Source organism: Endozoicomonas sp. ALD068 (assembly GCF_049310145.1).
Taxonomy (GTDB): domain Bacteria; phylum Pseudomonadota; class Gammaproteobacteria; order Pseudomonadales; family Endozoicomonadaceae; genus Endozoicomonas_A.
Window position 1 is genome coordinate 3,397,414 of the sequence record NZ_JBLYNU010000004.1, and the last position, 24,972, is coordinate 3,422,385.

Genomic DNA, 24,972 nt, shown 5'->3' on the forward strand with positions numbered 1-24,972 from the left:
GTTTACACATCATTTCTCTAGGAGCCTGACCGAGAATAGTCTGCCCTACTGCGGCGGCAGCAAATTGGTCTGAAAATCCGCTTTTGTTCGTCAAATAGCTCGCTATTCTCCTCACAAAACCGAATTTTCATCCTCAATTTTCTGCCGTCCTCGCTACGGGCGCTATTCTCGGTCAGGCTCCTAGCTACTTGATTTCGAGCTGATTGATAAGCTTTTGGTAAAATCTCGTCCAATTTATTGTTGAGAGAAGGGTTTTCTTCCAATTCTTCTTGTACAGCGTCCCTCTGTTTTCCAATACTGATCAACCAGCTTGTGTGCCATTCTTTAAAGTCGTGCATATCATCTTTTTTAGACTGCATCTGCCATTTAAGCGCATGTAAAAAAAGCCCTTTTAGACAACTTTTTACTGTACGATAACGAGCTTTGCCCATGTCCTCAACTTCCTCGATCAGGTTGTCCAAATCCAGCTCGCTATAACGACCTTGCCTAATCAGCTCGGCTTGCTGAAAAGACCAACTGTAGAAGTCGGTATCGTATAAATCACTCATTGTTAAACCTCTTGTGAAACAATGCAGTATGTACCAATGAACAATGACCATTACCAGTGAACCGTTACAATCCGTGACCTCTTGACAATTATAAAACATGCCTTCACGCACCAAAAAAGAGCCTGTGCAGAGGCAATAAAGAAGGATCGTAGAGCTGCAAAAAAGGCCAATGGCCAAGCCAGTGCCACACCAAACAATGTAAATAGTCTTAAATACTGGCTGCGCTGGGGGAATACGAACCTCATTCCCTATTTTCTTCCTCGGTGTATTGACCTGCGTACGCAAAAATATTGCCAGCTAACAACGTAAGCCCCTTGACCAGGGCGACCAGGGGAAAGACGGCGTTATTGGCTCCCAGATTGAGCTCATCATTGACATTATGGAAGTCTTTGGGGAATTTTTTATGCATGTCGAAGGTTTGCAAACCTTCCGGGTACAATGTGGCATCCAGGTTTCCGGTTTCCTTTATATGTTTTGAGAAACACTCAATAGAAGGATCAAGTGCACTGTCACCTTTCGCCTCATAGGGTTGTTTGGCTGTCCAGTACAAAATTTCCTCGGCTGTTCGCTTCAGCCAGGAGCGGTATGTGGTATCGTCAAGCCCCATCAATTCTTGCAGTCTTGGTCTGGGCGGCGATTCTTTTTCTTTTGCCAACAGGCCAGACAGGTATTCATCCAGTAGTTGCTCAATAAAGTTTTCTGTCTCTTCCACTGCCTGTTGATTTTGATAGTGATAATCCGAAGAGTCCCGGCGCAGGCGAGCTCTTAACAACACTGCTGCCAGCAGGTTTTCGCAGAGGGAGTTGACAAAACTTAATCGCTGAAGAAGCTCGGGAGTATAACCCGACGTTTTTGAGTCTCTGGCAGTGAGGCCGCTTTTCATAGAGCCATAAAACTCAACATCGCCCCAATCCCGCAAACCATCCCAACCAAAATCAGGGCGTTCAATGGCTTTAACCCAGCCCCCAAAGGTTCCCGGTAATGGCCAAGCATAAAAATCAGAGTTACCCAACAATGCGCTAAGGAACACCCAACGACGGCCGGTAGCATGAAACGCCGGGATCGTTGACGTGGGCATAACGCCAACGCTGCCATTAAGTACGCCAATGTCGTGAATGCCATTCAACAAGCCTCGCTCGGCGATCGCGTAAGGGTTGTCGGTTGCATCCGGAGTATGGGCGTATTTAGCGTAATTTTCTGTCGCTTTGAAATGGTAGACCCGGAAGGCTCTTTCACCATTAATTTCGCTCACTTGTAAACGATCAGTGAAACCCGGGATACTTTCGGGAAGATCCTTTTCCAGTACCATGAGGTACTCTCCAAAACGGGGTTTCTGGCTTTTAAAGCGGCCACTTTTGGCAATAAATTGATGCATAATGCCTTCCTGTGCCAGAGTGGCTTCGGACTCTCCAATTCGCTGGAATTTATAGAAATCAACTTGCTCACCATTCTGTACTGCCAATGTACGGCCACCGACGATGGTTCCCTCTCTTTCAAATAGCGACAATGAATGTTGATGTTGACCAGGATAAACCAGTTTAAAGTTTGTGTGATCCGCACGGTCAAATTCTGATTGCAACTGAAAACTTGCGTCTTTATCGGCAATCTGAAGGCTATTTCCCTTAAGAGACGCCACCTGCCTGAGTGCCAAAGTGTTGGGTTGTTGGAGTTTGAGAGGATTCACCGGTTTTGTTAATGCTCTGGAGACATCCAGTTCGGATAAAAGGGCAGGATTATTGAGATAAGCCAGAGTACCATCAATCAAATGCCGGGGGAGATAACGTGGCCACTCCGTCACTAACTGCTGCTTGTTGGCAATGACCTTGTTAGCCAGGACATGAATAAGCCTTTGCCGGATTGCCGGGTCGGCGCAACGCTCCTCAAAATATCCTTTGTCATTGAAGTGGCTCAAAAAAAGTGGATAGGATTCAATGTAGTCTATTATGATGTCGGCTTTGGCGGGCCGTAATTTTCTGGAGATAATGTGAATCGCTCCAGCTTTAAAGGGCTCAGAACCCAGAACCAGAGCGTCTTGCTTACGCTTTATGTCTTCTGAAAAAGGTTCTGAGCAAGTGACAGGAAAATACGGATAAACAACATTTATAACTTGGTTTTTAAAATCATTACTTGCATTAACTTTATTGAAGAAACGAGTAATCATAGGCATAAAAAAAAGGTGACTTACTTCAGGCATACTATCCAATATTTCCAACAATGATTCTTTTGCTTCCTCAATCAAATCCTGAAACAGCTGATCACCGACATCTTTAACAAGTAAAATAAAAAAAGGATTAGTTCTTATCAATCTTTTCAGCAACAAAGCAAGTTTTTCTCTATCATCACTGTATTTTTCAATACAACATTGATAAACCTTGGACAAGGTATTGATTTGTGCAGTGTAGAAATTATATCTTGCTTCCAACACCGATGAAGTCATTTTTAGCAGGAATTCTTCAAAGAAGTCAGGATCATTCTTCAGCGTCTCAAATTCACTATCACTTCTGAGGATATTGATAAAATCAGCATGCAAACTGTCACTATTAAGCGAATCCAGAACAACCTTTTTTGTTATAAACTGAGCCGGAACCTGTGATAACCGGCACAGACCTTTTGATAACTGCAAAAGGCAGTACTCTCTGTTTTTGTCCCGGATTTTGAATGGCAGCTTACTTATCTCTATTCTTCCTGAACGGATAAGCTCATCATAAAAATCATCATCTTTAAAGCTTTCAGGCAGAATATTTATAGACTTTATTTTGGCTGCGATATCCAGTCGCTCATAAATCTGCACAGCCAGTTGCGGCGGTGTAAAACAGGGAATACCGTGAAAACTTGAGCATTCAGTCAGAAAATCTATATCCTTTTTTAATTCTTCAGGAAAGCTGCTGTAGTCAGGCCTGATGCCTTCTTTCCTGATACGGGTCAAACACAACTCTTTTTCCCTTTCAGGTGTTGATGCTAATACCTCCCAAAATTCATCACTCCCCTCCATTGCGAAACGCTTCCAAAGCTGATTTCTTATAATCCCTGACACAAGGGTGGGTGATTTGAAAAAATCTTCAGGCAATTTTTCTTCAGCGTAATAATCAAGAAAGTCGATAACCTCTATAAACTCTTCTATTGTGAATCTACCTTTTTCTTCATCCAGGAGTCTTTGTATCAGCTGGAATTGTTTGTCGCTGATGATAGCAGTAGATGTCCCCGGAATAGCTTTAAACTTTTTAAATTTTGGTTTTTTTTTAGCGGCTACAAGACTATCTATCTCTAAAGCAGCGACTCTGGAGGCAATCCCCACGTCTTTTCGTTTTTTTCTTGTAATGGGATCTGGCCTGAAATCTGTGGGATTGACACCAAATAGATCATCACCGGCAAGGCTGACGGATCTGCCGAAGACCCTGGCTGCATTTTTTTTATCATCAGCTGTAGCAATGCAGGTAGAAGGGTTTAGCCTTGAATTACATGAGGGTTGATTTAATTGATCCATCATTTTTATCCTTTCTCTGATTGTCCTTAATCTTGACGGAATTCAGCCCGATCAAGGAGTACTTATATATTTTGACTCTTAAATTAGACGAAAGTTCCAAAAAAGAATGATCGCAGAATTGAAGAAAAGGCCGCTGGCTCAGCCAGTGCCAAACCTCTAAATAGCCTGAGATATCGGAGTCAGCGGGGGAATACCCATGTCATTCCCTATTTTCATCTTCAGTGTACTGATTGGCGAACGCAAAAATATTGCCGACTAACAACGTAAGCCCCTTGACCAGACTGACCAGAGGAAAGACGGCGTTATTGGCTCCCAGGTTGAGTTCGTCATTCACATTATGGAAGTCTTTGGGGAATTTTAAATGCTTATCGAAGGGACGCAAACCTTCTGGGTACAATGTGGCATCCAGATTTCCAGTAGCCTTTATATGTTTTGAGAAACACTCGACAGAAGGATCAAGTGGACTACGGTCTTTGGCCTCACTGGGCTGCTTTGCCGTCCAGTACAGGATTTCCTCGGCTGTCCGCTTCAGCCATGAACGGTATGTGTTATTGTCGAGACCAATAGATTCTTGCAGTCTTGGCTTGGGCGGACACTCTTTTTCTTTTGCCAACAAGCCTGACAGGTATTCGTCCAGTAGTTGCTCAATAAAGTTTTCTGTCTCTTCCACTGCCAGTTGATTTTGATAATGATAATCCGCAGAGTCGCGGCGCAGGCGTGCTCTTAACAACACGGCTGCCAGCAGGTTTTCACAGAGGGAATTGACAAAACTTAACCGCTGCAGAACCTCGGGAGTATATCCCGAAGTTTTTGAGTCTCTGGCAGAGAGGCCGCTGCTCATGGAGCCAAAAAACTCAACATCGCCCCAGTCCCGTAAACCATCCCAACCAAAGTCAGGGCGTTCAATGGCTTTAACCCAGCCTCCAAAGGTTCCGGGTAATGGCAAGGCAAAACAAATGGAGTTACCCAACAATGGAGTAAGGAACACCCAACGTCGTCCGGTATCATGAAATGCCGGGATCGTTGAAGTAGGCATAACGCCGAACTTGCCATTAAGTACGCCAATGTCGTGAATGGCGGCAAACAGGCCTCGCTCGGCGTTTGCGTATGGGCTGCTGGTTGTATCGGGAGTATGAGCGTATTTAGCGTAGTTTTTTGTCGCTTTGAAGTGGTAGACCCGGAAGGCTCTTCTCCCATTAATATTGATCACCTGTAAACGGTCACTGAAACCTCGAATACTCTTGGGGAGATCCTTTTCCATTACGATAAGGTACTGACCAAAACGGGGTAGCTGGCTTTTAAAGCGGTTATTGGTCACCCTGGCAATAAATTGATGCATAATACCTTCTTGTGCCAGGGTGGCTACGGACTCTCCAAGTCTCTGGAATTTATAGTAATCAACGTCCTCACCATTCTCTACTGCCAGTGTACGACCACCCACGATGGCTCCCTCGCCTTCAAATAGTGATAATGGATGTTCAATACTATCAACCCACAGCCCAAGCCTTTTCATCGGAAAATACAATGGATGCAGACTGCAATAAACCGGTTCAAAATAAGTGCGATCTGCACGGTCAAATTCTGATTGCAACTGACGACTGGCGTCTTTTTCGTCAAACTCAAAGCTATATGCGTGGAGAGACACCAGCAGCTTAAATGCCGACGTATTGGGTTGTTGAAATTTGAGTGGATTCACCGGCTCTGTTAATGTGCCTGAGACATCCAGTTCTGAGAAAAGGGCAGGATTATTGAGATAAGCCAGAGTATCGTCAATTAATTTTCGGGGTACACAACCTCTCCACTCCGACATGAACAGCTGCTTGTCTGCAATGATTCTGTTAGCCAGAACATGAATAAGTTTTTGCCGGATTGTTGCATCCGTACAACACTTCTCCAAATATTTTTTGCTATTAAAACGACGTAAAAAAGATTGATAATACTCAATGTAATCTATTATGAGTTCGGCTTTATCAGGTTTTATACGTCTATCTAAAATATGCGTTTTTCCAGCATCAAAAGGTTCAGAAGCCAGAACAATAGCATCTTGCTTTAGTAATATATCTTCCGGAAAACTACGGGGATAATCTTCAGGAAAATACGGAAAAACAACATTCATAACATCGCTTTTAAAATTATCGTCTGCTTTAACTTTCTTAAAGAACAAAGATAGAACTTCCGTATCAAAATCCTGACTTATTACAGGTCTAATGCTTAACATCTCTAACAGTGATTCTTTTCCTGTTTTAATCAATTCCTCAAGCAACCTGTCATCCTGACTTTCAACGTTTATAACAAAAAAAGGATTAGCCTTTACCAGTTTTCTTAACAATAAAGCAAGTTTCCCCCTGTCATCCCTGAACCTATCTGTACAACATTGATAAACAGAAGACAATGGATAGGCTCTTGAATCTTCGAATTTCATTTCTCTTTCCAACGCTGTTAAAGCAAACTTGAGAACGACTTCTTCAAAGAAGTCAGAATCATTGCTCAGCATCTTATACCTGGTGTCATCTTTAAAAATATTGATAAAATCAACATGCAAACTGTCACTATTGATCGAATCCAAAATAGCCTTCTTTGTTATAAACTGATCCGGAACCTCTGATAACCTGCAGAGACCTTTTGATAATTGCAAAAGGCAGTACTCTTTGTTTTTGTCTCTGATGTAGAATGGCAGATATTTAAGTTCGATTCTTCCTGAATGGACAAGCTCATCATAAAAGCCTTCATCTGTAAAACTGGGCGGCAGAACATTGATAGAATTTATTTTAGCTCCTATGTCCAGGTGCTCATAGATCGACACAGCCAGTTTCGGCGGTGTATCAGGAGGAATACCCTGCAAACTTGAGTATTCAGTCAGAAAGTCCATATCGTTTTTTAGTTCTTCAGGAAGGCTTATGTAGCGAAACCTTAACCCAGTTTTCCTGACATCAGTCAATAATATCTGTTTTTTCCTTTCGGGTGTTGATTGTAATACTTCCCTCATTTTATCACTTCTGTCCAGTTTGAAAACATCCCAAAGATGACTTCTTATTATCCCTGACAAAAGAGTGGGTGATTTGTAATAATCTTCAGGTAATTTTTTTTCAGGACAAAAATCAAGAAAGTCGATAACAGCTATAAATTCATCGACTGTAAATCTACCTTCTTCACCATTCATGAGACTTTTAATCAGCTTGATTTGTTGGTCGCTTATGAGAGCAGTGTTTGCATCCTGAATGACTTTAGGCTTTTCTGAAGGTCCGGGTAATTGTGCTTCGGACTTTATATCTCTGGCATCGGTAAAGTCCATTTTTGATGTGCGTTTAGTGGCTTCACGGTTATCTCCATCTAAAGCAACGGCTCTGGAATAAATTCCGATCTCTTTTTGATCTTTTTGTCCTGTTACTGCCGTGAAATCTGCGTGATTGATTCCCACCAGCTCACCACTAGCAGGGCTGACACTTCTGCCGTAAGCATTGCCATCATTTGCTTTATTCTTTTCCGGAACATCGGCTGCAGCAATGTAAGTAGAGGTATCTGGTCCCTCATTATGTCGGAGTTGAAATAATCGTTCCATCGTTTTTTCCCTGCCTTTAATTGTCCTTAATCTTGACGAGGATGAGCCTTCCCAAAGAATGCCTAGAATTTAGACCCGTTAATTAAACGAAAGTTCCAAGAAATAAGAATCGCAGAGTTGAAAAAAAATTCGTTAAAATTCAAACGTTAATCCGCCTGAAAGAGTGGTTGTGTTATTGCAATTCTTCCAATTGGCTCTCAAGATTTTTAATGCGATTATATGCAGCCCGATTTTCAAGCACGCAGTAACATGGGTCATTGCAAACAGAAACACAATCGGCTTTTAACGGGCCATAATGACAATAATCTATATAGGTAACGATTTCCTCCCAGTCAGGATAGTCTTGGCAATTTGTCAGTTCGATGTTCAACCACTCTTCAATAATCACCCGTTCGTCCTCACTCCAGCCATTACGCAGAGGTAGGCAGTCCTTGAGCAAGAGTTTTTTTAATTCACTGTACTTTTCGTCCGGATTGAACGTCGGGTATTCCGTACCTTTTTCTTCATAAAAAACCCCTTTCAAATAATCGTATTTACCAAAAAAAATAAATGCACCGTGGAACTTCACCAAAGCTTGATACTCCTCGGGGGCAAAACTGTCTCTACCAGACCAGTCTTTATTCAGAAACTCATATAACGCTGTCGGCAACCTCGTTAATATTGAATCTGCCAGTGACTTCACTTCATCCTTGGCAGGCCAATCGTCTCTACGGTTATGATCATAAAGAAAAACCAATCTATTATGGACATGCGATGTAAGAGCATCTTTAAGTTTTCCCGGATTGACATGCAAATCAAAACCGGAGGGGCTGACAGAATTTTGTGGGTAGAGCAGTATTATGTCATTTTCCTGAAACTTTGCCGGTGATTTTTCAGCACCTGTTTTTACAACACCGGGTACTGGCGCAGTCATTTGATGCTCATCCGGCGATTGCTCCGGATGCTCCCGGGAAACAGGAAGCCGGGTTACTGGCATCAATGTTTCATCCACTGGCTGCAAAGGTGCAACGAATTTAGGGTGTGCGGGTTCTGTAGGCCTGGCAGGATCAAATTCTGGTTTGTTTGTAGCGACAGTGTCTACAGTCAAAGCTACGACTCTGGAGGAAATTCCGATCTCTTTTTGATCTTTTGGTCCGGTTATGTGATCTGCTGTCAAATCGGGGCAATTGGCTCCCACTGGCTCACTGCTGACAGGGCTGACGGTTCTGCCGGAGAGTTTGCCCTGATTCGCTGGAGCATTTTCTACTTTATCATCTGTTCCAACAGTAGAAGCAGAGGGAGTTACCCCATAATCAAATGAGGGTTGTAGTAATCGATCCATTGTTTTATTCCTTACTTTAATTGTCTTTAATCTTGTCGAGGGAGAGCCCATCTAAAGAATGCATACGTATTCTAGACCCGTTTATTTAACAAAAGTTCCAAAAAAAGAAAGATCATAGAGCTGAAAAAAGACCTCTGGCCGGGCCAGTGTCGCAAAAAACAATGTGAATAGCCTGAGGTACAGGATGAACTGTGGATATCCAGGTCATTCCATACTTTCATCTTCAGCGTATTGACCTGCGTAGGCAAAAATATTGCTGACCAACCGCGTAAGCCCCCTGGTCAGAGCGACCAGTGGAAAAACAGCGTTAATGGCTCCAAGGTTGAGCTGACCATTCGCTCTGCAGAAGTCTCTGGGAAATTTTTTCTGTATTTCCAGGGGATGCAGAGGTTTCGGGTACAATGTTTCATCAAGACAGCCCTTCTGCTTTAAGTGTTCCGAGTAACACTCACCAGAGAGGGGAGAGGCACAAGGGTCCGTCACCTCACAGGGTTGCAAGGCAGTCCAGTAAAGGATCTCCTGAGCTGTGCGAGTCAACCATGAACGGTATTTGGAATCGTCTATTAATTCGAGTGCCGAAGTATTGCGCAGCTGAAAGTTAAGAGGATTAACGGGTTCTGACAATTTGTCAGAAGCATCCAGTTTCGAGAAAAGTGCCGGGTCTTTGAGAAAATCCAGAGTATCATCCAATAATTGTCGGGGGAGACAAAATTGCCAAACATACAATACATCTTCTTTATTAGTAACTAACCTTTCTGCAAGTATTGGAATGAGCCTTTTCCGGACTATTGGATCATTGCAAGACTTCTCCAAATATTCTTTATTGTTAAAAAGCCTCAAAAATTCCCGATTCCGTTCAATATAGTCAATTACAGTGCGAGGGTCAGCGGGCAATAACTTTCTGTTCAGAATGTGATGACATCCCATATCAAAGGCTTCAGATTTGAGCACTATTCGATCCAGCTCATTCTGAATTTCATCTGGAAGATACTCGATCCCATGATCAGGAAAATAAGGATAAACAACATTCAAAACATGGGTTTTAAAAGCGCTGTCTGCATTAACTATTTCAAAGAAACCATAAAGAGCCAAAATACTAAAACCTTGGCTTACTTCAGGCCTACTACTTAATATGTCCAATAATGAATACTTTGCTATATCGATTAACTCCTGAAACTGCTCACCCTTAAAACCCCCAATAGAATTCAATACAAAAGGATTAACTTTCACCAGTTTTTTTAATAAAAGACCAAATTTTTTTTTGTCATTTTCATACAGTTTCGAAGCAAGAGAATATACCCTGAACAGGGACCTTCGATAGGCATCATCGACAAGATTATTTGTTTCCAATTCAGCAGTTACCACCTTGAGCATGATTTCTTCAAAAAAGACAGAATCCTTGGTGAACAGGTTGCATTTCTGGTAGTAAATACTCTCAAAATTATGATACCAATTACAGCTACTGAGCGAATCCAAAATAACTTCTTTTGTCAAAAACTGAGCCGGAACCTCTGGCAAATCACACAAACCCTTTGATAGTTGTGACAGACAATAAGCTTCGTTTTTACTTTTAATATATTCTGGAAGGTCTTTAAGCCTTATCATTCCTGAGCGAATAAGTTCATCATAAAAATCATCATCTTTGAAACTGACTGGAAGATTTTCCAGCGATTTCATTTTCGCTGTGGTATTCAAGTGGCTATAAATAAAAACGGCCAGACTGAATGGTGTATCTTGGGGAATACCATACAGATTCGAATACTCAATAAGAAAATTAATATCACATTTCAATTCATCGGTTAGATCATCGAGGCCACATCGGAAAGGTATATACATAGGCTGGGCCAATAGTATACCCTTGGTTAGCTTGTTTTTTGGTAGTTCTTGAATCGCAAAAATACCATGTCTTACAAACTCTTTCATAAGAATTGGCGACTGATGATAAGCTCGAGGCAAAAATCGGCTAAGGTCTTGTCGTCTTATAAAGCTGATAATTTTAGTGAATTGACCTTCTGTGAGTTCATGGCCTCGACCATCAATAAGCTTTTGAATCAGCTCGACTTGTTCTTCCGTAAAGATAGCATTGCTCGTGCCCGGGCTCGCTTTAAGCTTTTTTAAAGTTCCGGGTGTTGATGCTTCGGACTTTATCGAAAGACCAATATCTACAGCATCATTAAAGTTCAGCTTTGTTTTGCGTACACTGGCTTCACAGGTATCTATATCTAAAACAACCACTCTGGAGGACATTCCGGTCTCTTTTTGATCTTTTGTGGGTTCTGATTCGAAATCTTCTCGATTGAAGCCCAACGTTCCATCGCTGACAGGTCTGACGACTCTGCCGGAGATATTGCCCTGATTTTCTCTAGCATTTTCTGGAACATCGGCTTTAGCTCTGTCAGAAGTTCCAAAAAAACACAGAGTCGGAAAAAGACCCCAGCCCGGGCCAGGACGGCACAAAATAATCTAAATAACCCTGGATGCAGGATGCAATGGCGGATATCCACGCTATTCCCAATCAGCACCCTCGGTATATTGGTCTTCGTAGGCAAAAATATTACTAACAAACAGGGTAAGCCCCTTAACCAGACTGATCAGGGGAAAAACAGAGCGCCTGGCCCCAAGAATGGACTGACCAGTAGCCAGGCGGAAATCTCTGGGAAATTTTTTATGCTCATCCAGGGGGTGTAAATGTTTCGGGTACAGTGTTTTATCCAGGCGTCCACTGCGTTTCAGATGTTCTGAATAGCACTCGCCAGAAGGGGTAAAAGCACAAGGGTCTGTGACCTCATCAGGTTGCAGGGCAGTCCAGTATAGAATCTCCTGGGCTGTACGAGTCAACCATGAACGATATTTAGCATCGTCAAGTCGCATCAATTTCTGCAATCTTGACTTGGGCTGTAATTCTTTTTCTTTTGCAAACAAACCCGAAAGGTATTCGTTAAGTAGCTGTTCAATAAAGTTTTCTGTCTCTTTCACTGCCTGTAGATTTTGATAATGATAATCCGGGGAGTTGCGACGCAGGCGCGATCTCAACAACACGGCTGACAGCAATTTTTCGCAAATAGCATTGGCAAAGCTTAGCCGTTGCAAAACCTCCGGAGAATAATCCGTAGTTTTTAAGTCTCTCTTAGTCAGGCCACTTTTCACAGCGCCATAGGACTCCATATTGCCCCAATCCCTTAAACCATTCCAGCCGAATTCAGGACGTTCAATAGCTTCGATCCAGCCCGTAAACTCTCTGGGTAAGGGGAAGACAGAATAAAGTGACTCGTCCAACAACGGACTCAGGAACACCCAGGGACGTTGGCTAGCGTGATAGGACGGTAACCTGGACTTAGGCATAATGCCAAACTGGCCATTAAGTACGCCAATATCATGAATGCCCTTCAGTAGGCCCTGCTCAGCTGTCGCATAAGGGGTTCCGGTTACATCAGGAGTGTGAGCGTATTTAGCAAAGTTGTTTGCCGCCTTGAAGTGATAAACCAGACTGGCTCTTTTACCATCAAAATCGCTCGCTTGTAAGCAATCAGTGAAACCTTGGGTACCCTTGGGAAGATCCTTTTCCAGCACCAGAAGGTACTGTCCAAAACGGGGTTTCTGACTTTTAAAGCGGTCACTTTTGGCAGCAAATTGATGCATAATGCCTTCTTTCGCCAGGGCCGTCTTCAACTCTCCGACCCGATGGAATTTATAGTAATCAACCTCTTCACCATTGGCTATTGCCAGTGTACGTCCACCAACGATGGTACCTTCTTTCTCAAACAGTGTTATCGGATGTTGACCAGGATAAACCGGTTGAAACTCTGTTTCAGCGGCACGAACGAACTCTGACTTTAATTGTCGAGTGGAATCTTGATCCGCAAAATGAACACCAAATGCGTGAAGAGCCACCAGTAATTCGAATGCCGAAGTATTGGGCAGTTGAAATTCCAGAGGATTAACGGGTTCTGTGAGTTTTTCAGAAGAATCCAGTTTGAAAAAAAGTGCCGGATCTTTGAGAAAATCAAGAGTATCATCCAGCAATTGTCGGGGCAGATTATCCTTATAATCATGCAATAAATCATGTTTATTGGCAACAAGCCTTTGTGCAAATGTATATATGAGTCTTTGCCGGAGTATCGGGTCAGTGCAGCAACTTTCGAGATATTCTTTGTCTTTAAAAAAGTACACAAACTCCCTGTGTCGTTCAATGTATTCTACTACAATGCTACGATCGACAGGCCGTAACTTTCTGAACAGAAGATGCTCTTTTCCCTTGTGAAAGGGCCTGGATTTGAGCACCATTTTATCTTGCTCCTTGAGGATTTGCTCTGGAAAACGAATACGGGGTTTGAAAGACTCCCCAATATGAGCAAGAACATAAGGAGAAACAATATTCAGGACACGGACTTTAAAACTTTCATCTGCATTCACTTTGTCAAAGAAACCATCAATTAGTCCAGGGTATAAGCCATGACTTACTTTAGGTCTCCTGCTTAATATGTCTAATAATGACTCCTTTGCTATGCCGATTAATTCCTGAAGCAAGGCAGCATCCAGATTTACAGTGTAAAGCAAAATAAAAGGATTTGCTTTTGTCAGTTTTTTTAATAATAAACCAAATTTTTCCCCATCTGCCTCATATCTTTTTAATGCAGAATTATGCACCTCACACAAGCAGGAATCGTTTAAATCAGAGTATAATACAGAATCGAACTTATCCAACATCCCCAATTCGACTGTGACGAACTTGACCAGTAGTTCTTCATAAAAAACAGGATCACTGGTGAACATTTTGTATTCATCGGAACAAATTCTACGAAAATTACGAAGCAAATGTTTACCATTATTAATCGAACTCAGGATGGATTCTTTTGTCATAAAATGAATCGGAACGTCTGATAATTCACAAAAGCCATTTGCCAATTGTGAAAGGCAGAAGGCTTTGTTTTTATTTTTAATGCGTTCTGGAAGGTAATCAAGCTCGATCATTCCTGAACGAATGAGCTCGTCGTATAAGTAGTCACTTTTAAAACTGGCTGGAAGACGATGCAAGGACCCTATTTTTTCCACGGTGTCCAAGTGACAATAAATAAAAATTGCCAATTTTGCTGGTGTGCTGTAGGGAATGCCATAACGCCCTGAAAATTCAATAAGAAAATCAAGATCTTTTTTCAATTCATCAGGTAATTTATCATAGCGGGTAAGGGTACGAATACCATCGCTCTGAGCTAAAAGTATATCTTTAGTTAGTTTATCTACTGGTATTTCGTCAGCGCATAAAACACCATTCCTCACAAAGTCTTTCATAAGGCTGGGTGATTCTAGATAAGCATCAGGCACATATTGCCTGGAATTTATTATTGAAAAATAGTCGATAACGTTCACGAACTCATCTTCTGTGATTTCACTGGCTTTGCCATCAAGGACCTTTTGAATCAACTCGACTTGTTTCCCGGTAAGAAGAGCGGTGTTCACACCCGGACTAACCTTAAACCTTTTTAAAGGTCCGGATGATGAGACTTCGGGCTTTACCATAAAACTTCTAAATAACGCAGGATGCAGTACCCACAGCACCGGTGGAACGTCGGAGAGCTTTCCTGATTTCCAGATACCACCTTCCGGCATCAACGTTTTAACCACTGGCTGCAACGCTTTAGCAAGCTTATCGTGAGGGGGGGTTATGATCGTTTTAAGGCTTCTTTCGTTATGTTGAGAGGAGGCCTGAAAATAAGGCTTGCCAGCATTCTCTGGCTCCTGATTGTTTTGCTGAAAAGAGGCTATGAAAAAGTGTAGAACCGCCTTTTCCAGCAGTTGCAGAATCAGCTCAGCGCGGTTGGCATTCGCCAGCTGTTTAATGGTCGCGTCAACGCTGGTTTTGATGTCCTGCTGCCCCTGCAAAGTCATACCAAAATGCGGGTATGGAAACAGTTTATAGGTCAATTGCAGATGGCTGTTGCATTCGGGTTGCTGCTCGCCACAAAGTGAGAGCTGACCGCTATGACCATCCGCCTCAAATTCAACGTTGCCAGCGACCTGTGACACAGGGAGGTTGGTTGAGGCCGAATCCGGATTTTGGATCAAAGCTATGGTGTTTTTAATGACCGCATCGCTTAGCAGGCTGGCAATGGAAAAACCATTGGCAAAATCTTTCGCCTCATTATGCAACAACGACTCAATACTCACCGGTAAACTTTCTGAGTTACCAGTGTTGGTCAGTGTGACTAAAGTTGACTCCCTGCTTTTGTCTGAATAGTCAATATCAATGCGAATGGCATTTGCCGCCATGGGTGAAACCCATGAGAGATCAATATGAACGACACCGTGTTGCGAACTGGCCTCGTACAGCTCCAGCCAGGGGGAGTAACCCTCAGCTAATGGAGTCTCGGCCAACCAGGGGCTGATGGATGGGTTCAACGGGAATGGCGTTATTCGCAAAGTCTGCTGGTGACTTTGCTGCTGGTAAATCAGCTCCAGGTAAAATCGCTTGCGAATGTGAGGAGGGTCCACCTGAATTTGTTCTGATCCCAAACGAGTCCCGGTATACCAAGTGTACAAGGCACTTTTTACACCGGGCAAAATGGCCATGGACAAGACTTGAGCGGTGTGCAGCATCAAAGGGTTTTCTGTCCAGCGGCTCAGTACGGAGGCTGTAGTTTTACTCACCATCCAGTAAATCATGGCGTTAAACGCCAGCGTGGGCAGTGTGCGCAAACCGTTCAGTGATAAATAATCGCCATAACGTCGATAAGTAAAATCATCTCCAAGACGGAAAAAGAAGCCCAATGGCGACACAATGTGAAACTCAAAATCAAAAGGTGAAAGTGCATTTAACCCGCTTTCAGCTTCACGATAACCGTGATTATCCGTATCTGAATTGCTGATGCTTGCCCAGGACAACTGCAGGGTAAAAATAAAAAATAATGCGTATCTTCTCATGAGATTGTTTAAATCCAATCATTGATGAACGCACGAAAACAAATAATGGTCTTTATTGTTTTTACCATTGAAACAGGCATCAACAACTCATGGTGACCGCTATCAGTGCAAGAGCCTAGTCAATATTTTTGATTCCGGCAAAAAAATCATACGAATTTCACGCCCTTTCCGGTCTCGGGTCAAGGCTTCACGACAGTTACCCGGTGGTTCATCCAGGATTAGCACAGAATCCAGCTGATCCAGCTTTCTTGCGGCGATTTGCCAAAACGACTGTGGACAGACTTTGCGGGCCAGGCGGGAAGCCTTACCGTTAAAAATATCTGCTGTAGCCTTGTCTTTGAAAGAAGCGATGATAGATTGCATGGTGGCACGGTTACCATGCCACCATCGGATGAATATTCAGTTCGGTTAACAGTTCTACGGCGAAGGCTTTTGGCTGAGGGCATTGAACAGAGCATCAGTTTCAAAGGATGCACTTTGGGCACGAGCTCTGGATTCAGCATCAGTCTGGTTCCCATGTTCCTGCGTTGGAACCCATGGGCTCTTTTCAGTTACTGTGCCTGACATGTTGGGGAGGTGTGCATTCCCACGGTGGAGAGGGTGTCGCAAAACTTCAACAGCTCGTTCTCACGCTCTGAAGTCGTCATTCCCGCGAAGGCGGGAATCCAGCGCCAACGGTGGATCTCTGCCTTCTCGGGGATGACAAGGCCAGGGGGACACCGGGCAGTATGGTTCTGGTGGAGAGTTAGTGTGGATTCCCGCCTTCGCGGGAATGACGAGAATGAAGCCGGGAATGACGAGAATGAAGCCGGCAATGACGGGAGTCAACGCGTTCCCACGCCGGAGAGAGTTTTGCGACACCCACTGGACCGTGGGAACGAGTCAAAAAAATATCGCTGATTATATCCTTTACTGGCTGGCAGAACCCGAATTTTCTACCAGAACCCGGCTGGAAAAAGTTTACACCTGTGTTAACCTGTGACCATGCGTGTAATCAGTTTCTATACAACGGAAGACGGCAAAACGCCTGTTGCTGATTTTCTGAATACCCTGAGCAGCCAGCAGGCTCGAAAAGTTACCTGGGTTCTGAAGCTGGTTCAGGAGCAGGAGAAAGTACCAAGCAGTTATTTTAAAAATTTGGTTAGCACTGAGGAAATCTGGGAGGTTAGGGTTCAATCTGGAAGTGATATATTTCGTCTGCTGGGTTTCTTTGACGGAAGCAGCCTGATCGTATTAAATCACGCTTTTCAAAAAAAGACACAGAAGACACCGTCAAAAGCCATCAAGCTGGCAGAAAAGCGTCGCAGGGATTATCTGAACAGGAGGATACCATGAGTGATCTGGATCAATACATTCAAGATAGGAAAGCCCGAGACCCGGAATTTTCCGACGGTTATGATGAGGACTATGAGTCGTTCAAGTTTGGAGTATTGCTCAAGGAGGCCAGAAAAGAAGCAGGGTTGACCCAGCTCCAGCTGGCACAAAAGCTTCAAACCCATAAAAGCGCGATATCCCGTATCGAAAACAATTCTGAGGATGTAAAACTCTCCACACTTGAGCGCTTTGCTGCTGCCCTGGGTAAAAAGCTGGAAATTCGGCTAGTATAACCTGCATCTGGACTTTTATTTCACCCATCAGGGCTGTGGCTTCTTGCGACGTTTCTAACACTGCTTCAAGTATGAACAGTAACCAGCTTTCCCAGTCTCCTTTTGCTATCTCAATGCTTGTAATCGTGAGTAATACTGAGCCTTGTTTCGAATGATGCCCTGCCCCCGGATATCCAGCCATTGCATTAGAGGGCCTGTTTCATCCTGAAGTTGCTGCCGGGTTTGTGGTGCGAACTAATTGCCTGGCGATGGTTTTCAGGCTGCCCTGTTCAAACTTTTTCTGAGCGGCTTTGCCCAGTTCAATCCAGGCTTCAAGACGTTTTTGGGCCAATGATTTGCTTTGGCTGACTTCGCCTTCTCCGGGGTCTTCTTCAAAGTATTCAAAGTTGCCCCAGTGGTCGAAGATCCGGAACTTTTCTTTATGCTTACCCAGACCATACAGGTTTTCACAGAACCGGGTTCCCCGCTCAATCATCTGCCAGAATTTCACTTTGGATTTGATGGGTTTGGCAAAGACCGGGTTCACTATTTCCGGTACATCAATTCCGGTATCCAGCATATCCACCGAGATCGCTATGGTCAGCTCATCATTGGTGGACTGATCACCCCCTTTGAAATCATCAATCAGTTGCTCGGCACGGGAAACATTCTTCAGGGTATCCAGTCGTATTTCTTTGTCTGGACTGCTGTAGAAAGGTCCTGGTAAATCACCATTTGCTTATCTACAACTTAGACTAGTGCAGCTAAGCTCTGATATCCATACACCCCTCGTTCCCACGCAACAAAGGGTGTCGCAAAACCCTGGTTCACCTCCCTTCATTTCCGGCCTCACTCCCGTCATTCCCGCGAAGGCGGGAATCCACACAGACTCATCACCAGAACCATACTGCCCGGTGCCCCCCTGGCCTTTTCATCCGCGTGAAGGCAGAGACCCGCTGTTGGCGCTGGATTCCCGCCTTCGCGGGAATGACGACCACAGAGTATCGGAACGAGTGGGCTGTATGGATATCAAGGCTTGGCTGCACTAGGCCAAATTATCATCCTCGGAGTATTGATCTGAGAATGCAAAAATATTGGCGGCCAACAGCGTAAGCCCCTTGGTCAGACTGACCAGAGGAAAAACACCGTTAACGGCTCCGAGATTGGGCTGACCATTGGCTTTGTAAAAGTCTCCGGGGAATTTTTTCTGCGCGTCCACAGGATGCAATTTCGAGTACAACATTTCATCAAGATGTCCATTTTTCTTTAAGTGTTCCGAGTAACACTCATCAGAAAAGGGAAATGCACTGGGGTCTTTGACCTCATGAGGTTGCAGGGCCGTCCAGTACAGGATCTCCTGAGCTGTCCGAGTCAGCCATGAACGGTATTTGGTATCGTTTAACTGCATGAACTCTTGCAATCTTGCCTTGGGCTGTAATTCTTTTTCTTTTGCAAACAGGCCCGACAGGTATTCGTTCAGTAGCTGTTCAATAAAGTTTTCTGTCTCTTTCAATGCCGATTGTTTTTGATAATGATAATCCGGGGAGTTCCGACGCAAGCGTGATCTTAATAACACAGCCGCCAGCAGGTTTTCGCACAGGGCATTGGCGAAGCTTAATCGTTGCATAACTTCTGGAGTATAACCCGCCGATTTAGAGTCTGCGGCGGCCAGGCCACTTTTCATAGAGCCATAAAACTCCACATCACCCCAATCCCGCAGACCAGCCCAGCCAAAATCAGGACGTTCAATAGCTTCGATCCAGCTTTCAAATTTTCCGGGTAATGGGAGGGCAAAATATTTCGAGTTCCCCAACAACGGACTCAGAAACACCCAACGACGTCCGGTATCGTGAAATGAGGGTATCGTTGACGAAGGCATAATGCCAAACTGGCCATTCAGTAAGCCAATATCATGAATGCCATTCAATAGACCTCGCTCAGCAGTCACATAAGGAGTGTTTTTTTCATCAGGAGTGTAAGCGTATACACCATAGTCGTTTGTCGCTTTGAAGTGATAGACCAGTACGGCTCTTTCACCATCAACATTGATGACTTGCAAGCGGTCAGTGAAACCTCGTGTCTTCTCAGGGAGATCCTTTTCCAGTACAGCAAGATACTGGCCAAAACGGGGTTTCTGGCTTTTAAAGCGGTCACTTTTGGCAATAAATTTATGCATAATGCCTTCTTCTGCCAAAGTAGACATGCACTCTCCGACCCGATGGAACTTATAGTAATCAACCTCTTCACCATTAGGTATTGCCAGTGTACGACCACCAACAATGGTGCCCTCTTTTTCGAACAGTGATAGCGGATCCTGACCAGAATAAACCCATTGAAAGCCTGTTTCACCGGAATGGGCAAACTCTGACTGTAACTGACGACCGGAGGCTGGATCCGCAGGTTTAAAACCAAATGCGTGAGCAGCTACCAGCAATTCGAATGCCGAAGTATTGGGCAGTTGAAATTTAATTTGCGTCTGACTTATATCTTTTTGAGGCGTAATCATATGCTTGCATCATACATAATTCCCCTGAAGAATATTTCAATGAAGCATTATATTTATCAACACTTTCCAAATCAGCTGTTACAGCCCTGACCAGTACTTCTTCAAAAAATACAGAGTCCTTGATAAAAACCTTGTATTCATCAAAAAAAACTCTACTAAAGTTACGCCCGTAATATATACCCTTGATCGAGTCCAGAATGGATTCTTTCGTCAACAAATGAACCGGAACTTCTGATAATTCACACAGGCCTTTTGATAATTGCGAAAGACAGTATTCTTTGTTTTTGCTCTTGACGTGTTCTGGAAGGTCTTCAAGCGCTATCTTTCCTGAATGAATGAGTTCATCGTAAAAATCATCATTTTTATTTTTAAAGCTGTCTGGAAGTTGATTGAGAGATTTTATTTTCTCTGTGATGTCCAGATGATCATAAATAAGAACAGCCAGTTCCGGTGGTGTACCAAAGGGAATACCTTTACGGGCTGAATATTCAATAAGGAAATCAAAATCTGTTTTCAATTCGTCTGGTAGTTCATCGAAGTCACAACAACCAATACCAAAACTACTCTTGGACAAGAGTATATCTTTAGTCAGTTTATTCTTTGGTATTTCATAAACTTTCAAAATACCATTCCTTAAAAATTCTTTCATCAAGGCGGGTGATTCTAAATAAGCTTGGGGTACGTAATCTCTAAAATTTTTTCGTGAAAAATAGTCGATAACGCTCTTAAATTCCTCTTCTGAGAGTTCATGGCTTCGACCATCAAAGACTTTTTGAATCAGCTCGACTTGTTTTTGGTTTAAGATAGCCGTGTTGCCACCCGGATTGGCTTTAAACTTTGTTAAAGATCTGGGTAATGATGCTTTAGGTTTTACCCTAAGAGCAATATCTCCGGCATCGGTAAAGAGCCGTTTGTGTTTGCGCTGAGAGGCTTCAGAGGTATCCGGATCTAAAGCAACGGCTCTGGAGGAAATTCCGATCTCTTTTTGATCTTTTTGTCCTGTTACAGAATCGGTTGTGAAATCATCGAGACTGACTCTGAATGGCTTACCGCTGAGAGCGCTAACGGCTCTGCCGGCAACAATGCGCTGCGTTGATGTAGCATCTTCTGTTTCTGTAACACTGGCTTTAGCAATGCTAGTAGAGGAACTTTGTACATTAGTACATGATTTTTGAAATGATGCTTCCATTATTTTTTTCCTGCCTTTAATTGTCCTTAATCTTGACGAGGATGAGCCGACGAAGATGAGCCCAACCAGAGAAGGTTTACTAGTAAGACCCGTTTAGTAGACCAAAGTTCAAAAAAAATCGCCGGATTAAAAAAAGCTTGTTGGCCAGACCTATGTTACATAGAGCAGTGCAAACAAGCTGTCATTGCTACTGATTCTGCGTATTTGATTAGCTGAAGCCTGCCAAAGATAAATAACCCTCTGTCTGATGGTCTATCCTGCTATGCAGCATCGAATTTGTTCTGGATTGGGTGCGCCGGACAACCGATTGGACGAAAAGTATGGGATTGGCAAAACGGACAGTCTATCAACAATAATTTTTATACTTGTTCACACAGACCAGACAATTTATTCCTGACTGGCAGGGTGAATGACGGATTTCAGGGTGGCATGAAAAAAACTTATTATTCACTGGGTGCTTACGGACTTCTTTTTTTCTGTCTTGCGATTCAAGTGGCAACAATACCCCAGGCAGTGGCCGAGAATAGTCTCTCTGAGCCCATGTCATTAAGTTCGCTGTTCCCCTTGCTGGCCACTGTTTACCGGAATATGCCCGAAGCAAAGAGCCCATTGCCTGACCTGAATCCGCCACCGCAACCATCACATCATCCCGGAAACATTTCATGCTCTTTTGATACCACCGTTTCAGTCGTTGCGCCGCAATACCACCAGATAAAGCTACAAATCGCCCTGGCTGAAGGCCATATCTGGCAATCTTCAGGCAATAATGAACCTTTGGATCTGGAGCCCCGTCATCTGCCCAGTGCGGTAAGATACATTGACCCAACGGGACATTGTCACGAGCACTGGGTTATTCAGGGTGTTACCATACAAGACATTCCACCAGACATCGACCCGGAAGACCCTGAAAACAGCCTGCCACCATCACTGAGGAATAATTCTGATTTACCCACACCCTTTAATTTCACCCATCTTTTTGCAGGTAATGGACTGGATAGATCTGATAGCAATGACCTTGACGCAGTACAAAACCCGTTAACCCATCTCCTGCCTGCCCCCTACCCCCTGTCAATCCGTTATGCTGAATCCGGCCTGTCGGTTTTATTCCAGGATTCAATGTGGCTAAGGCTTAATCAGGAAGAATCGCTGGTTCTTGCGCCTTCGGAGTTTCCTGCCGTGGCCAAAGTCAGCGATATGTCCGATGAAAACTGGCCGCAACTCATTGCGGCTGAGTCTGTTCACAGGAATACCGATGGTGTCAGGTCTGTCTTGAGATGGACTAATAGGCTGATACAGAACGCACTGTCCGATGATCCGTTATTAAGATTTCTGGCATTCATTCACGGGACAGCCTTTCTGGTACAGGACAGTAATGGACAACTTTCATACATCATCCAGCGCAACGGCAAGCTGTTATCCATCAGCAGATTCGAAGCCCACTTAAGGTTAAGTCTTTATAGCCAGAGCTTTCTTGAGTCACTGTATCCGGAGATTTTCGGGCCATCGCTCCCCGCAGGTGGCGGCTGGCATGAATGTAACCGCTGGGTTCGCAAGAAGCCTTTTCATCCCTATGAGAGGTCTGAACGTGATGCCAGTAACGGTTCTGGTGCTCAAAGACCTGTAAATCCTGAAGGCGGGAATAATGAAGGAAATGACAGATCGACTCGATCTGAAGCTCATGCAATGCATTACTCAGAACAAACCCGGGAACCCGGAACAGCGTCTACCGAAAAGGATGGGAGGCAAGCACAGATAAACCGGCAGAAAGTTGACGCTATTTACGATTATCAACCTCCGGAAAACCGCGATGAAACGCCCATTCCGTTATACGCTACCGCTTTTCTTAATGGCAACCAGCAACATTTGTATTGTCCGGTTTGCACTGAGTTCATTACCGGAGAAGCGAAAGCCTGCACTTCGAGTGTTCCTCACAGTGTCTGCATTGACTGTTTTGACGAAATGACTAAAGCAAAAGTGAGAAACATCAAAGAATGCATTACTTGCAGTGAGAAAATGCATAATCATTCATTCAACTATGAAGACGCTGCCGCAGTTGTCATGTTCCAATGTCCGTTAGGCTGTGGGCACAGTTGCCCGCTGGCATTCATAAAGAACCATATCAAAGAGCAGCATACCCCCGGTTCATCCGAAGATCGATCAGTGACTATGAACCAAGAAGAGGAAGAGCAGGCGATGCCTCCGGGGAGCGTGTTATTTTATGGTGTGCCTGTAATGGCAGAAGATAAAGACAGGGTCGAGCAATTTCTTCATATCTGCCGGCAGATTAATGATCCCGAACACCTGCAACTGGCAGGCGCATTTACCCGGGTCTTCGAGGCACTTCAAAACAGGCCCGAACAGTCAGCCAGTGTTCATTCTGGACGGGATAACACAGACGTGACCAGTCATCACCCGTCGTATGCTTTTTTCAATTCCAGAGAGAAAAATCTTGATTCGGCATACTTGCAGTGTGTCAGAAGTACTGATGAACAAAGCGCCAAATGCCGTTTTTGTAACGTACGCATAGGGTTGAATCAAAATGTGATGGATATACGGGAACATTTAAGCAAATGCTCTAAAATCGGTTTCTGCCCTAACAGAGATGATGGCTGTTCTTTTCAACATCAGTCTGCCCTGATGCCGACACACTTGTTAAAATGCCGTTATAACAAAGTTAAGTGCCAAATATGCCACCAACAGGTAGCTTTGACGAAAATGAGCAGGCACAGGAAAAACTGCCTTGCCAGTATACGACTGAATCAGGATGATGCCTTATTTTATGACAGAACTGAGCAGAAGCCTGTTAGGCTCTGGGGTCAAGATAAAGAGGAGGCGATTCCAGTGTTTAAGAAGCCAGGAGAAGATACCTACTATTGCAAAATTTCAAAGCTTTTTTATGAATCAATAACCAAAAGAGGACACGTATGGGGAAAACACTCTATAAAGTTTATCTGCGTTAACCCTGATTATTCCGATGGTTTTTCTGTAGATTTCAGATTTGATACCTTTGAAGGTAGTCTGTCTCTCCTTATATTTCCGGAAGCAGAACATCGCCGTATGGCACTACCCGTCGTTTTTAACGGAAAAGGTGAAAAGCTGGAAGACATACCCTTTGTGATGCGGGGAGATTCCTCATGTGATCTCTGTGGTTACGAGGTTCATCTTGATACGATGACTCATCCAGATCCGTACCCAATATGCCTGACAGAATTACTTTTTAAAACCGTGTATAGTAAGGACAGAGGTCGTCACAACAATGGTTTTCCTGAATGTGTTTACGTTCAGATTAAACTTACCCCGGTTGGCCAGCAGCGTAAGTCCCCTGACCAGAGGTAAAACGGCATTATCGGCCCTGAGATTAAGCTGATCATCGCCTTGATCGAAGTCTCTGGGAAATTTTTTCTCCTCGTCCGCTAGGTGCAAAGTTTCAGGGTAGAGTGTTTTATCCAAATGCCCCGTTTGCTTTAAGTGCTCTGAGTAGAACTCACAACCAGGATCAAATGCACGATTGTCTCTGACCTCGTAGGGTTGCAGGGCAGTCCAGTAGAGGATCTCCTGAGCTGAGCGAGTCAACCATGAACGGTATTGGGTATCGTCTAATTCCGTAAATTCTTGCAAGGTAGTAGCTAGAGCGTTAGTCGCTATCCTTCTGCAAAAGGCGCCGGACGGCAGAATTCCATGGCCAGAATACCGATTCCTGCGGTGTAGAAACCGATACCTGCCCCCGCTGCGGCCTGGCTGCTGATCCAGATGCTGGAGGGTTTCAGCATCATCCGCATAATCAGGCAATCAGGGCAAGGATGCCTTTTGCTGCACGACTCAGAAAACGCAGAGGCTCAAGTGATAGCGAGGGATCACTTA

Annotated in this window: 15 protein-coding genes; 4 read left to right on the top strand and 11 right to left on the bottom strand. The window is 44.0% G+C overall.

Annotated features, from left to right (window positions below; genetic code table 11):
• Positions 1–17: 17 nt before the first annotated feature.
• The 8 genes from ACO6V5_RS11790 to ACO6V5_RS11825 all read right to left on the bottom strand — a co-directional run bounded on the left by ACO6V5_RS11790 (position 18) and on the right by ACO6V5_RS11825 (position 16,658).
• Positions 18–548, bottom strand: a complete 531-nt coding sequence (locus tag ACO6V5_RS11790) for a DUF29 domain-containing protein (RefSeq protein ID WP_422412043.1) — start codon at positions 546–548, stop codon at positions 18–20.
• A 241-nt stretch (positions 549–789) separates the two neighbouring features.
• On the bottom strand, positions 790–4,035 hold the full coding sequence (locus ACO6V5_RS11795; RefSeq protein ID WP_422412041.1) for a hypothetical protein: 3,246 nt from the start codon (positions 4,033–4,035) through the stop codon (positions 790–792).
• A gap of 196 nt (positions 4,036–4,231) precedes the next feature.
• Complete coding sequence (locus tag ACO6V5_RS11800; RefSeq protein WP_422412039.1) at positions 4,232–7,591, bottom strand: hypothetical protein; 3,360 nt, start codon at positions 7,589–7,591, stop codon at positions 4,232–4,234.
• Between the two features lie 172 nt (positions 7,592–7,763).
• Entirely contained in the window at positions 7,764–8,912 is a 1,149-nt protein-coding gene (locus ACO6V5_RS11805) for a hypothetical protein (protein WP_422132881.1), read from the bottom strand.
• A 204-nt stretch (positions 8,913–9,116) separates the two neighbouring features.
• On the bottom strand, positions 9,117–11,369 hold the full coding sequence (locus ACO6V5_RS11810; RefSeq protein ID WP_422132880.1) for a hypothetical protein: 2,253 nt from the start codon (positions 11,367–11,369) through the stop codon (positions 9,117–9,119).
• Between the two features lie 48 nt (positions 11,370–11,417).
• Positions 11,418–15,830: a hypothetical protein gene (locus tag ACO6V5_RS11815; protein WP_422412037.1), complete on the bottom strand. Its 4,413-nt coding sequence runs from the start codon at positions 15,828–15,830 to the stop codon at positions 11,418–11,420.
• A 102-nt stretch (positions 15,831–15,932) separates the two neighbouring features.
• Positions 15,933–16,193 (bottom strand): hypothetical protein, encoded by a 261-nt coding sequence (locus tag ACO6V5_RS11820; RefSeq protein WP_422412035.1) that lies wholly within the window; start codon positions 16,191–16,193, stop codon positions 15,933–15,935.
• 264 nt (positions 16,194–16,457) lie between these two features.
• The gene (locus ACO6V5_RS11825; RefSeq protein WP_422442262.1) at positions 16,458–16,658 is read right to left on the bottom strand and encodes a hypothetical protein; all 201 of its coding nucleotides are present in this window, start codon (positions 16,656–16,658) and stop codon (positions 16,458–16,460) included.
• Between the two features lie 156 nt (positions 16,659–16,814).
• Between ACO6V5_RS11825 and ACO6V5_RS11830 the strand changes: the two genes are divergently transcribed.
• Both ACO6V5_RS11830 and ACO6V5_RS11835 read left to right on the top strand, forming a co-directional pair.
• Positions 16,815–17,165, top strand: coding sequence for a type II toxin-antitoxin system RelE/ParE family toxin (locus tag ACO6V5_RS11830; protein ID WP_422414236.1), 351 nt, complete (start codon positions 16,815–16,817; stop codon positions 17,163–17,165).
• A complete protein-coding gene (locus ACO6V5_RS11835; protein ID WP_422132875.1) occupies positions 17,162–17,437 on the top strand; it encodes a helix-turn-helix domain-containing protein in 276 nt (91 codons plus the stop codon). Before ACO6V5_RS11830 ends, ACO6V5_RS11835 begins: the two co-directional genes overlap by 4 nt.
• A 199-nt stretch (positions 17,438–17,636) precedes the next feature.
• On the opposite strand, the gene ACO6V5_RS11840 is transcribed toward ACO6V5_RS11835, so the two are convergent.
• Positions 17,637–18,002 (bottom strand): hypothetical protein, encoded by a 366-nt coding sequence (locus ACO6V5_RS11840; RefSeq protein WP_422414234.1) that lies wholly within the window; start codon positions 18,000–18,002, stop codon positions 17,637–17,639.
• Between the two features lie 223 nt (positions 18,003–18,225).
• On the opposite strand from ACO6V5_RS11840, the gene ACO6V5_RS11845 reads away from it, so the two are divergent.
• Positions 18,226–18,465 carry a hypothetical protein gene (locus ACO6V5_RS11845; RefSeq protein ID WP_422442260.1) on the top strand — a complete coding sequence of 80 codons (240 nt, stop codon included), beginning with the start codon at positions 18,226–18,228 and terminating at the stop codon, positions 18,463–18,465.
• On the opposite strand, the gene ACO6V5_RS11850 is transcribed toward ACO6V5_RS11845, so the two are convergent.
• Positions 18,462–19,922, bottom strand: a complete 1,461-nt coding sequence (locus ACO6V5_RS11850) for a hypothetical protein (protein ID WP_422408882.1) — start codon at positions 19,920–19,922, stop codon at positions 18,462–18,464. The genes ACO6V5_RS11845 and ACO6V5_RS11850 overlap by 4 nt on opposite strands.
• On the bottom strand, positions 19,882–21,111 hold the full coding sequence (locus tag ACO6V5_RS11855; protein ID WP_422408880.1) for a hypothetical protein: 1,230 nt from the start codon (positions 21,109–21,111) through the stop codon (positions 19,882–19,884). The genes ACO6V5_RS11850 and ACO6V5_RS11855 overlap by 41 nt, the downstream gene beginning before the upstream one ends.
• 429 nt (positions 21,112–21,540) lie before the next feature.
• Here ACO6V5_RS11855 and ACO6V5_RS11860 point away from each other — a divergent pair, with 429 nt between their 5' ends.
• On the top strand, positions 21,541–24,447 hold the full coding sequence (locus ACO6V5_RS11860) for a hypothetical protein (protein ID WP_422408878.1): 2,907 nt from the start codon (positions 21,541–21,543) through the stop codon (positions 24,445–24,447).
• Positions 24,448–24,972 lie beyond the last annotated feature (525 nt).